Annotated in this window: 11 protein-coding genes, 1 tRNA gene and 1 riboswitch; of the genes, 2 read left to right on the forward strand and 10 right to left on the reverse strand. The window is 27.0% G+C overall.

Features of this window, described 5'->3' with window-relative positions:
• Window positions 1-19: 19 nt before the first annotated feature.
• Complete coding sequence (locus JNUCC81_RS13150) at window positions 20-448, forward strand: EamA family transporter (protein WP_454093897.1); 429 nt, start codon at window positions 20-22, stop codon at window positions 446-448.
• A 36-nt stretch (window positions 449-484) separates the two neighbouring features.
• On the opposite strand, the gene JNUCC81_RS13155 is transcribed toward JNUCC81_RS13150, so the two are convergent.
• The 7 genes from JNUCC81_RS13155 to JNUCC81_RS13185 all read right to left on the reverse strand — a co-directional run bounded on the left by JNUCC81_RS13155 (window position 485) and on the right by JNUCC81_RS13185 (window position 5,785).
• Window positions 485-1,381, reverse strand: coding sequence for an NAD(P)/FAD-dependent oxidoreductase (locus JNUCC81_RS13155; RefSeq protein ID WP_208331329.1), 897 nt, complete (start codon window positions 1,379-1,381; stop codon window positions 485-487).
• Window positions 1,382-1,398: 17 nt separating this feature from the next.
• Window positions 1,399-1,716, reverse strand: coding sequence for a thioredoxin (gene trxA, locus JNUCC81_RS13160; protein WP_208331330.1), 318 nt, complete (start codon window positions 1,714-1,716; stop codon window positions 1,399-1,401).
• A 162-nt stretch (window positions 1,717-1,878) separates the two neighbouring features.
• The gene (locus JNUCC81_RS13165) at window positions 1,879-3,102 is read right to left on the reverse strand and encodes a sensor histidine kinase (protein ID WP_454096403.1); all 1,224 of its coding nucleotides are present in this window, start codon (window positions 3,100-3,102) and stop codon (window positions 1,879-1,881) included.
• Complete coding sequence (locus JNUCC81_RS13170; protein WP_208331331.1) at window positions 3,092-3,763, reverse strand: response regulator transcription factor; 672 nt, start codon at window positions 3,761-3,763, stop codon at window positions 3,092-3,094. Before JNUCC81_RS13170 ends, JNUCC81_RS13165 begins: the two co-directional genes overlap by 11 nt.
• A 192-nt stretch (window positions 3,764-3,955) precedes the next feature.
• Window positions 3,956-4,138, reverse strand: a complete 183-nt coding sequence (locus JNUCC81_RS13175) for a hypothetical protein (RefSeq protein WP_454093898.1) — start codon at window positions 4,136-4,138, stop codon at window positions 3,956-3,958.
• Window positions 4,139-4,217: 79 nt separating this feature from the next.
• A complete protein-coding gene (locus tag JNUCC81_RS13180; protein ID WP_454093899.1) occupies window positions 4,218-5,051 on the reverse strand; it encodes a hypothetical protein in 834 nt (277 codons plus the stop codon).
• Window positions 5,052-5,146: 95 nt separating this feature from the next.
• Window positions 5,147-5,785 (reverse strand): DNA-binding protein, encoded by a 639-nt coding sequence (locus tag JNUCC81_RS13185; protein ID WP_454093900.1) that lies wholly within the window; start codon window positions 5,783-5,785, stop codon window positions 5,147-5,149.
• A gap of 441 nt (window positions 5,786-6,226) precedes the next feature.
• On the opposite strand from JNUCC81_RS13185, the gene JNUCC81_RS13190 reads away from it, so the two are divergent.
• A complete protein-coding gene (locus tag JNUCC81_RS13190) occupies window positions 6,227-7,264 on the forward strand; it encodes a PTS sugar transporter subunit IIC (RefSeq protein ID WP_454093901.1) in 1,038 nt (345 codons plus the stop codon).
• Window positions 7,265-7,317: 53 nt separating this feature from the next.
• Here the strand turns inward: JNUCC81_RS13190 and JNUCC81_RS13195 are convergent.
• The 3 genes from JNUCC81_RS13195 to JNUCC81_RS13205 all read right to left on the reverse strand — a co-directional run bounded on the left by JNUCC81_RS13195 (window position 7,318) and on the right by JNUCC81_RS13205 (window position 10,540).
• Window positions 7,318-7,401 (reverse strand) — tRNA-Leu (locus JNUCC81_RS13195).
• A gap of 53 nt (window positions 7,402-7,454) precedes the next feature.
• Window positions 7,455-8,654: a pentapeptide repeat-containing protein gene (locus JNUCC81_RS13200; RefSeq protein ID WP_454093902.1), complete on the reverse strand. Its 1,200-nt coding sequence runs from the start codon at window positions 8,652-8,654 to the stop codon at window positions 7,455-7,457.
• 158 nt (window positions 8,655-8,812) lie between these two features.
• On the reverse strand, window positions 8,813-10,540 hold the full coding sequence (locus JNUCC81_RS13205; protein ID WP_454093903.1) for a Na+/H+ antiporter NhaC family protein: 1,728 nt from the start codon (window positions 10,538-10,540) through the stop codon (window positions 8,813-8,815).
• Between the two features lie 114 nt (window positions 10,541-10,654).
• Window positions 10,655-10,830, reverse strand: a riboswitch (Lysine riboswitch).
• Window positions 10,831-10,993: the final 163 nt, after the last annotated feature.

Here is a 10,993-nt window from a genome sequence, read left to right on the forward strand (position 1 = left end):
TGAAGGGAGATTTTTTAATTTGAGTTCATGGTTATTTTACGCATTACTTGCTGCTATAAGTGCAAGTTTTGTTACAATTTTTACAAAAATAGGTATAAATAATTTACCTCCATCTATGGCTACATCAGTTAGAGCTGTAATAATGGCAATATTTTTAATTTGTGTTTCTTTTGCAAGAGGTGATTTTAGTAATATATCTCAGCTTATGGATCATAAAAAGGACTTATTTTTCTTAATTTTCGCTGGAATTTCTGGAGCCTTATCTTGGTTGTTTTTAAATATTGCTTTAAAAACAGGCAAAACTTGGCAAGTAGCTCCTATTGATAAACTTTCAGTTGTTATAACTGTAATAGCATCTATCTTAATCTTTAAAGAAACTATAAGCATTAAAGGGATAATCGGAGTTATATTTATTGGTATTGGAACAATTTTTGTAGCTTTAGGATAAAAAAAGAGTATCAATTAATTGATACTCTTTTTTTATCTATTGTTGTTGCTTTCTTTGCTCTATTTTTAATTTATCCAGATAAGAAACTGCACTAAGTGCTGCTATTTGACCTTGACCTGCTGATTTAATATAAGAATATGGCTTTCCTACACAGTCTCCTGCTGCAAAGCATCCTTCTATGCTTGTTTTCATATTAAGATCAACTTTAATATGAGGCCCATCAGTTTCAATACCTGGAACTAATGATTTTGGAGATGCACTGTCTTTTATAACAAATACACCATCTACATCAATTTCTTTTTCTTTAAATGCAACCTTATTAACAAGATTATCTCCTTGTATTTGCATAGGTCTATCATTTATAATTTCTATTGAACTATCTAATACATCTGCTGATCTCATTAAAGATTCATTTTTATACATTGGAATAAAGTAAGTTTTAGATGCTATTTCATTTAAAAAGTTAGCTTCTTCTTCAGATTCTTTATTATATCCTATTATAGCTACTTTTTTATCTTTATATAAAGGTGCATCGCAAGTTGCACAGTAACCTACACCCTTACCTAAAAACTCTTCTTCTCCTTTTATAGGCTTCCCATATTCAACACCAGTGGCTAGTATTACTGTAGTTGCTTCATACATTTCATCACCTGACATTAGTGCAAAATAATCGCCCATAGCATATACGTTGTTTATTTTTTTATTAGATATCTCAATATCCATATTTGTTATATGCTCTTTAAACTTATCTTTTAATTCATCTCCACTTATATCATAAAAACCTAAATAATTATCTATTGACGGAGCCTTTACAAGTTTATTGCTTAAATTTTCATTTCCAAATATAATTGTACTTTTATTTCTAATTTTCGCATTTACGGCTGCAGATAGCCCGGCTGGACCACTTCCAACTATAGCTATATCATATCTCATATTTACCACCTATCATTTTATAAATGTGATTGAACTTTAGCTTTTATTTTTTCTTTAGGCATAAACCCTACTAAAGATTCAACTGGTTTACCATCTTTAAATATCATCATTGTCGGTACTGTTGATATATTAAATTGTTGAGCTATTTCTAAACTTTGGTCTATATCAACTTTTACAAATCTTGCTTCATTTTGCATTTCACTTCCTAATTCTTCAAACACTGGAGCTAACATTTTACACGGCCCACACCAAGTTGCAAAAAAGTCTACCACTACTACCCCATTGTTGTTTTCAACCTCGCCTCTAAATTGAGAAGTACTTATAATTTTCGCCATTTTCTTACCCTCCTAAATATCCTTCTATCTATACTATGAATTTCCATATAATATAGTTATTATTTATTATAATTTTAAATAATTTTAATTAATGTTTTCTACATTCCAATTATACCCAATATATCGAAGTAAAATCAATTTTTTTATTAATTATTTTTCAGTTTATTTATTTGGGATTACTATTTCAAACTCTGTCTTTTTACCTATTTCTGAATTTACATTTATATTATATTTTAGATTTAAACATAACATCTTTGCTATAGATAATCCTATTCCAGATCCATCGATATCTTTATTTCTTATATTATCGCTTCTAAAGAATCTATCAAATATATGAGGTATATCTTCTTTATTTATACCTATTCCAGTATCTATAATAGATATACCTATATATAAATTATCCTTTTGAATAACTTTTATTAAGATATTATCTTCCATTTTTGTATACTTAAATGCATTATCTATAAATATAATAATTAGCTGTCTTAGTTTATTTTTATCTGTAGTAATAATTTTATTCTTTAAATCAAAATATACTTCAAAATTTTTATTTTGAATTTCAGCTATATCAATATAATCATTACTTATTTCATCTATTAAATCTTTTAAATCTATACTTTCTAGATTTAATTTGACAATAGCTTCTTCTTTTGTAAGTGACAATAAATCACTTATCATTTTTTTTATTCTTCTAGTTTCTCTCATAGCATCTGCTATAGTCTCTACTTCATCACCTATAGTATTATTAGGAGACTTTAGCATGCTTTCTAATTTTGACGAAACTATTGATATGGGAGTTCTAATTTCATGTGATGCATCTTGTATAAACTGTGCTTGATTATTCCATGCTGTTTCTATTGGAGATAGTGCCTTTTTTGTTAAATACAAGGCTAAAAAATAAGTAATCATCAATGCTATTACCATACCAATTATAAATACAAATATAAGTTGTTTAAAAGAATTCATTTCTATATCGATATTTCTTATTATTTGAATTCTATATTTACCAATATTAATGCTTAGTTCTCTAAACTTATATCCATTTTTACTATATGTAAAAAATTGATTTTCTTTATTATGATTTTCAGGTACTAAATCATAGAAATAGCTGTTTCTAGTATAATACCTTATTTCATCGCCTTCATATATATACACCATATTACTCGGATCTTCTAATACCATTGGGCCAAAAAATGAAGTATTTTTTAACTGCCTTGATACAGAATTTAATTCTCCACTTAATTTATTATCTATACTATTATAAGTAAGGTTTTTAAAATAAGAGAATATAAATATAGAAAATATTATTAATAAACTAACAACAACTACTATATTTACCTTTATTAAACTATTTTTTGTCTTAGTAAATACATTTTTATTTATCATCAAAAATATAACCTACTTTTCTCTTAGTTTTTATATATTTATCATATCCATACTTATTTAATTTTTTTCTTAAATTACTTACATATACTTCTACTATTTCCATGCTTGAATCAGATTCCATTCCCCATATTCTGTCATAAATTTGTTCCTTTAGTAAAATGGATCCTTTATTTAATAGAAAATACTCTAGCAAATTAAATTGCTTATTTTGAAGTACTATTTCATCTGAACCTATAAATATTCTTTTTTTACTAGTATCTAATTTTAATTCCTTAAACTCTATAATATTTCTTTCTTTTAATTTTCCATTAGTTCTAAGAATGGCATATGATCTTGCTACTAATTCTTCTATATAAAATGGCTTTGTTAAATAGTCATTGGCTCCTATTGTAAAGGCTTCTACTTTATCATCTAATGATTCTTTTGCTGTTAATATAAGAACAGGAGTATCTATATTATTTTTTCTCATATTTTTTAAAATATCTACTCCATTTATATTTGGTAGCATTAAATCAAGTATTATTAAATCATATATATTCTGATTTATTAGATATAAAGCCTCTTCTCCATCTTCACATTTCTCTGTTTCAAAATGTTTATTTAATTCTATGGATATACTTTCTATAAGTTTTTTATTATCTTCAACTATTAATACTTTCATTTTAACTCCTTCTTAAAATTATAGTCTTCATTTTCATATAATTAAATTATACCTCTTAAGAAAAATATGTAAAATATAATTTATAAAAATAAAAAGCTTACTATATACTTAATTAATAAGTAAATACAGTAAGCCTTTCACTTTTTTTAATTTATTATTTATTTTCGATATAACTGCTTTTAACTCGATATATTACTCAAACTTATTTTGGTTATACTCTTGAATAATCTTAACAAAATCTTCTATATTCATATTATTACCTGTATTATCTATCATTTGATGATAATACCAATTTGCAAATTCTGGATTTGCTAAAGTTTCATTCATTTTTTCAAAATCTAAATTTCCCTGGTTAAAATTATTATTTTCATTCATGTTATCACCCCTTAGAATATTTTTATTATTCGTCGTAGATGTAGGATTTATACATTTACTTTTCCTCCTTTTTTATATATTATTTATTAATGCTAGCTTTATGAGTTTTAAGGTCAATATCTATACTAGCTTTTTCTTTGACATCATCGTAGTTATAGCCTAATATTTGTATTTTTTTTGCAGCTTGAGAAGTTACAGTTTCTATTTCAACTTCTTGTGATGGCTTTAAAACGCTATATTCAGATATATGACTTACCATTATATATTCGCCATCTTCATTTAATTCTCCTATTTTTAGAATAATATTTCCTAAAGATTTATTTGATGAGTTTTTAACTTTTACCCCATAAGTTATTCCATCTTCAGACTCACTTAACTTATATATGTCTGATGTCACTAAAATCTCATAATCTTTACTACTTTCTAATTTTAAAGTTTTTTCTTTTATCTCTGTATCATCATTTTTAGTATTTACTAAAACTTCTTTGCCTTCTGCTTCATAACGATAGCCTACTACTTTTAAACTATCTGTATATTCTTTATGTCCAAACACTATATAAGCACTTTCTCCTGGATTTAGAGTCATATCTAAAAGTGATTCAGATTTATCTATTATATTTTTACTTTTATCAAATTCTTCATACTCTATCCAAATTTTAGATATATCAAAATTAGCTTTATTTTCTATTCTTGTTGACGTATCTATTTTATTTTTATCACTTTTAGCTATATTTACAATTTCAGAATTTCCTATGCTAATAGCTTTTGCATTATTTTCAGTTATTTCTATACTATGTACGGATTTTTCTTCTTTAACTTTAGTAAAATTATCATTTGTACACGCTGTTAATAAAATAATATTTACTAGTATTGCTATAGTTAATAAATATAATTTATTTATATATCTCTTCATATTTAAGCACCTCATGTTCAATATTAATATTATTATATTCTTATATTTCAATAATTTCACTTAATTTTGCAGTTTTCATTTTATTTATTAACTATTTACAATAAATGTTTATATTCATTCATAAAATCATTTAATGCTTGAGTTAGTATTTCCGACTTACTAAACTGAGAATTACTGCATATTCTTTCAAAATCTTCCCATGTTTTTTTATCTACTCTTATAGTCGCGCTTTTTAAATCCTTTAATTCTCTTTTATCAATATTTATATCTTTTTTATTATTTTTCTTCGGTTTTACAGCTCTATAATCTTTAACTTGCATATACCAATCATATACTTCACATAATTTATCCATATCTTCCTGTGTGATATTTATTTTTCTATCTTTTTTAGGCTGAGTTTTCTTAGGTGTAGTTTTAGAAGTGTTAACATCTTTATTTAAGTTTTTCTTTTTAGATAGCTTTACAACCTCTTCCTTTTTAGCGGTTGTCTTTTTTCCTGTCACTTTCTTTTTACTATTTTCTTTCTTAGCTGAATTAATATCAGTAAATGAAATTTGATTTATTTCTTTTTTATCTTTTAAAATATATCTTTCATTTTCTAGCTTATATCCTTTTTTATTTAAAAAAGCTTTTAATGTTTTAGCAACTATTCCAAGTTCTTTTGCTATATCATCAATTGATACTCCTTTATTTTGTAACTCTAAAAATTTATCTAGTCTTTCATTTCCTTTCATATTTATTCCTCCATCATTATGCATCTATTATTTCGTTTATTTATTGTATCATAATATATATTGTTTAACAAAACCCTAGTATTTTAGGTGGTAATTAAATAATAAATTTTTTGTCAAATAAAATCTTTATTTATGGTTAATATATATATATTAATTTAAATTTTAATATATAAATTAAAAAATTATTTTATATTTTGCATTATTTTTTATATTTATTGTAAATCTTTAGAAATCGCTATTTTTTCTTATTTTTTTAAACTATTTTTTTAAATCTTTGTTATTTTTTTATTTAATTTTCAGTTTTTTCTAAAAAAAACCATTTACTTTTGTCGAAAATTATTTTATACTCATAATTGTTCAAAGGCATCTTCGATCGCCGCGGGGAAAACACTACCAAGAAAATTGGTTAGTTATAATTTTTTAATTAGGAGGAAAATTAAAATGACACAAATTTTAACAGGTACTGCATTATTATTAGTAGTATTGGCATTATTCACTTTATTCAGTTACAAAGCGCCACAAGGAATGAAGGCAATGGGAGCATTAGCAAACGCTGCTTGTGCTAGTTTCTTAGTTGAAGCTTTCCATGCATCAGTATTTGGTGACTTAATGGGTATAAAATTCTTAGGTGCAGTTGGAGCTGCAAACGGTTCACTAGGTGGAGTTGCAGCTGGTATATTAGTACCACTTGCATTAGGTGTATCTCCAGTTTACGCTGTATTAACAGGTTTAGCTTGTTCAGGATTTGGTATACTTCCAGGTTTCATAGCTGGTTATATAACATCATTCGTTGTTAAATTCTTAGAAAAGAAAGTTCCAGCAGGACTTGATTTAATAGTTATAATATTAGTAGGAGCTCCATTAGCTAGATTTGTAGCTATGAATATGTCTCCAATAGTTGATGGTACTTTATTACAAATCGGTCAAGTTTTAATACAAGCGGCTGATGCTTCTCCAATAGTTATGGGTCTTATACTTGGTGGATTAATAACAGTTGTTGCAACTGCTCCACTTAGTTCAATGGCATTAACTTCAATAATAGGTTTAACAGGTGTACCAATGGCTATAGGTGCTTTAGCAGTATTTGGTTCTTCTTTCATGAACTATGTATTCTTCTCAAAAATGAAGTTTGGTTCAAAGAAAGATACAATATCAGTTGCAATAGAACCATTAACTCAATCAGATATAATATCTGCTAATCCATTACCAGTTTACTGTACTAACTTTATAGGTGGAGCTATGTCTGGTATAATAGTTGCTTCTATGGGTCTTACTGTATCAACTCCTGGTATGGCTACTCCAATAGCAGGTTTTGCAATAGCACTTGCTCAAAACGGAGGTAAAGCTTTAATAGCTGCTGCAGGATGTATAGTAGTAAGTATAATTGGAGCATTCATAGGACATGCAATATTCAAAAATACAAAAATAAAAACAGCTGCTGAAATCAGAGGAACTCAACCAGATGATTTAATAGCTTAATATAAAAAAAGAACACAGATGAATCTGTGTTCTTTTTTATATTCTTTAATTATTGGTGCGGATGAAGGGAGTCGAACCCCCACGCCATAGGCGCCAGATCCTAAGTCTGGTGCGTCTGCCAATTCCGCCACATCCGCCAATATTTATTTCAATATAATTGTAGTCCTATTTAATTTGTTTAGCAACAATTTTATCTTATTATTTTTCTTGTTAATGTACCTATACCTAATCCCATCATAATAATACCTATTATCATTTCAAAATTAGATACCATATAACTAATTTCTGAAGGTTGACCATTGTTAACACCAATACCACCAAACATTCCTACACTCAAGTTTAAAGTTTCATTAAAGTCTCCAATCACTTCAAATAAACTTAAGCTACCTATACTAGATAATGTGTAATGTATATCTTTTGCTTTATCTATAGTTACACCCGTAAACATATATATAACTGCAAATGTAAATATTATTGCTAATCCTGAAAACAATGCAAATTCAGGTCTTTCACCATATCCACATGTAAGCCAAGCTATAGTCGATGTAAGCTTTGGAAGTGGTTTCTTAAGTGATTTACGTTCAGTACATTTTGCTAAATAATAATATTCACCAAAGTTATTATTTAATGTATTTTCCTTAAACTTATCTGCTAGTGTTTCATATGTCATATAAACACCTTCGTATTCTTGTTTTATTTTCTCTCTTATTGGTATTTTATCAAAGTATGTTTTTTCATCAAATTTAGTTTTATAATCATCATTAAAATCTAAATTTGTTATATAATAATTAGTCATCTTAAATCCACTCATATCACAATCTTTTATAGTTATCATATTTAGTTCACTTTTATCTATTATTGTACATTTCATAAATGTTTGTTCAAAAGCAGTGTCTTTTATATTACAATTTTCAAATATACAATATGAGATATCACTATTTAAAAATTTTACGTACATTTTACAATTATAAAAACTACATGATAAATTATCTTTCTTATTTAATGATGGAGATTGTTCTGTATCTTCTTTTATTAATATACAATTTTCAAAAACTACCCCACCATCAGCAAATGTACAATCTTCAAATGTACATCCTACGAATCTGCAATCTTTAAATTTAACATTTTTAAAATTACAATCCTTAAATTTAGTACAAATCATATCCTCATTGATAATTTCATGAAAATCAACTTCGTCTAGCACACCTTTTTTACCAAACTCCTGACCATTAAATGTAGTATAGCTATACTTTGGACTTGGTCTATATCCTACTAAATCTTCATCTCTATGCTTCACCATGTATTTATATACATTTTCGTTATTTTTTTTTCTTCTTTCTAATTGTTGTCTTGCAACTTCATTTTCTTCTTTAAAATTTATATAACTCATAATTTACTCCTTTAAAATCTAATTAAACTGTTGTAAAATAAAACGCACTGATATATCAGTACGTTTTATTTTTATTATTTACTTTTAATTTAAAAATATACTATCTCGCTATTATAAACTTCAATTATATATTTATTATTTGTTATATAAACTACGTTCTACTTTGTAGCTTCTAATTTTTCTTCGTCTACTGTTTTTCCAAATATCTGAACACCTACATAAATTGCTAATATCGAAATTGGTAAAACTATATAAATAGGTAAACCAAATCCTGCTGGTATATATCCAAATAAGACTGTTATCGCCGCCACAAATAATGCATATGGCATTTGTGTCTTAACATGTTCTATATGATCACATCCAGCCCCCATAGATGATAATATTGTTGTATCTGATATGGGTGAACAATGATCTCCAAATATAGCACCTGTTAAAACTGCGCTTGTACTTACTATTATAAATGACATTTCTGGATTTATTGAGTGAGCTAGAGGTACTGCTAAAGGCATTAATATTCCCATTGTTCCATAAGCTGTTCCTGTAGAAAATGATATTACAGCTCCTAATATAAATATTATACTTGGTAATAAGAAATATGGTAATGTACCTGATAATAATTCTACTAAATATTTAGCTGTACCTAATTCTTTTATTACTGAACTTAATGACCAAGCAAGTATTAATATAACACCTGTTATTACTAAAGTTTTCATACCATCCACCCAAACATCTATTGCTTCACTAACTGTAAATATTTTCTTACTCACCGCCATAACCATCGCAACTATTCCTGCAAATAATGCTGATTGGAATAAAGCTATTGATGCATCAGATGCACTAAAAGCTTCTCTTATCGACTCAAATGAGAATGGTGATAATTTAAATAATTCTATTAAAGTAGCATCATCTGAAGCCATTATAGATGAATATCCACTATAGTAAAATGCTATTAATGCAGTTACTATTAAAGTACCTATTGGTATTATTGCATTCCATATACTTAATTTAACACCTTCTTTTGGTTCTAAATCTGAGTGCTCATCTTTAGTAGTTGCAACTTCTAGGTTGGTTAAACCACTTCTTCTAGCCTTTAATTCCGCCTTTCTCATTGGACCAAAATCTTTCATTAATAATGTTGTCACTACTATAAATGCTAATATTAATATATTGTAGAATCTATATGGTATAGTATTTAAAAATACTCCAAAAGCATCTGTCTCTACTCCTATACCTACAAATGCATCATTTATAAGTCCAACTTCAAGTCCTATCCATGTTGATATTATAGCAAGGCCTGCTATTGGTGCTGCTGTAGCATCTATTATGAAAGCTAATCTTTCTCTAGATATTTTCATTTTATCAGCTACTGGTCTCATCATCGGACCTATTATTAATGAATTTGCATAGTCATCAAAGAATACTAAAAGTCCTGAAAACCATGTTATCATTTGTGTTCCTTTTGGAGTTTTTGCTCTTTTAGCAAGAGCTTCAGCTATAGCTTTAGCTCCACCCATCTTAGCTACAAGGTTTATTACTCCACCAATTGCTAAAACTTGAAGTATTATACCTGCATTCCATGGATCAGCTAATGAACTCAATGCTCTGTTTACTACATCTAAAAATGATAATATTAACGCATTAAGCATATTAGTGTTTGATAAACTAATTATGAAACTTCCTGACATAATACCTATAAATAGAGAAACTACTACGTTTTTAGTTATAAATGCAAGTATTATTGCTACTATTGGCGGTATTAAAGTAAATACTCCAAATTTTTGTGAATTAATTGATGCAATATCAGCCTCAGCTGCAAAAACTAATGGTGATGATAGTAAGAATACTATCATTGTTAAAAATATAATCCTTAAATTTCTACTGTTCATAAAAATTCCCCCTTATTTATTTTTGTGAATAGGTTTAGGGTATAAAAAAAGCCTTGAGTTTACACTCAAGGCTATAAAATTATGTACACAAATAAAACTATACTATAATAATTCCTTAAATGTAGCTCACCACAAAACAAGTTTGTGACAGTGATGCATATATTTTATGCATCCCCAGACATATAACCTTAAAGCATCAGTTATATACTTCGGCGATAATTCCTTTCCTAATAAGTCTTTGTGCTTACCTCATTATTAGTACTGATAAGTATCGCGCCTCTACCCTTTATGTTTATTCACTTTTAATTTAAGTAGAGTATACATTATACTTTTATAAGTTGCAAGACAATTTTGAATCTTTTTTATTTTAATTTACATTTATTAAATTTTATGATAATATTTATAAATACTTCTTGAAAAATTTGAATATTTTTTATTTTTCATAATATTTAA

Source organism: Faecalimicrobium sp. JNUCC 81 (assembly GCF_053667625.1).

What these genes read in the sequence shown, in the direction of transcription:
- JNUCC81_RS13175 (WP_454093898.1), bottom strand. Translation starts at nt 4,138, where the DNA reads ATGAATGAAAATAATAATTTTAACCAGGGAAATTTAGATTTTGAAAAA.
- JNUCC81_RS13170 (WP_208331331.1), bottom strand. Translation starts at nt 3,763, where the DNA reads ATGAAAGTATTAATAGTTGAAGATAATAAAAAACTTATAGAAAGTATA.
- trxA (WP_208331330.1), bottom strand. Translation starts at nt 1,716, where the DNA reads ATGGCGAAAATTATAAGTACTTCTCAATTTAGAGGCGAGGTTGAAAAC.
- JNUCC81_RS13200 (WP_454093902.1), bottom strand. Translation starts at nt 8,654, where the DNA reads ATGAGTTATATAAATTTTAAAGAAGAAAATGAAGTTGCAAGACAACAA.
- JNUCC81_RS13165 (WP_454096403.1), bottom strand. Translation starts at nt 3,102, where the DNA reads ATGATAAATAAAAATGTATTTACTAAGACAAAAAATAGTTTAATAAAG.
- JNUCC81_RS13205 (WP_454093903.1), bottom strand. Translation starts at nt 10,540, where the DNA reads ATGAACAGTAGAAATTTAAGGATTATATTTTTAACAATGATAGTATTC.
- JNUCC81_RS13190 (WP_454093901.1), top strand. Translation starts at nt 6,227, where the DNA reads ATGACACAAATTTTAACAGGTACTGCATTATTATTAGTAGTATTGGCA.
- JNUCC81_RS13180 (WP_454093899.1), bottom strand. Translation starts at nt 5,051, where the DNA reads ATGAAGAGATATATAAATAAATTATATTTATTAACTATAGCAATACTA.
- JNUCC81_RS13155 (WP_208331329.1), bottom strand. Translation starts at nt 1,381, where the DNA reads ATGAGATATGATATAGCTATAGTTGGAAGTGGTCCAGCCGGGCTATCT.
- JNUCC81_RS13185 (WP_454093900.1), bottom strand. Translation starts at nt 5,785, where the DNA reads ATGAAAGGAAATGAAAGACTAGATAAATTTTTAGAGTTACAAAATAAA.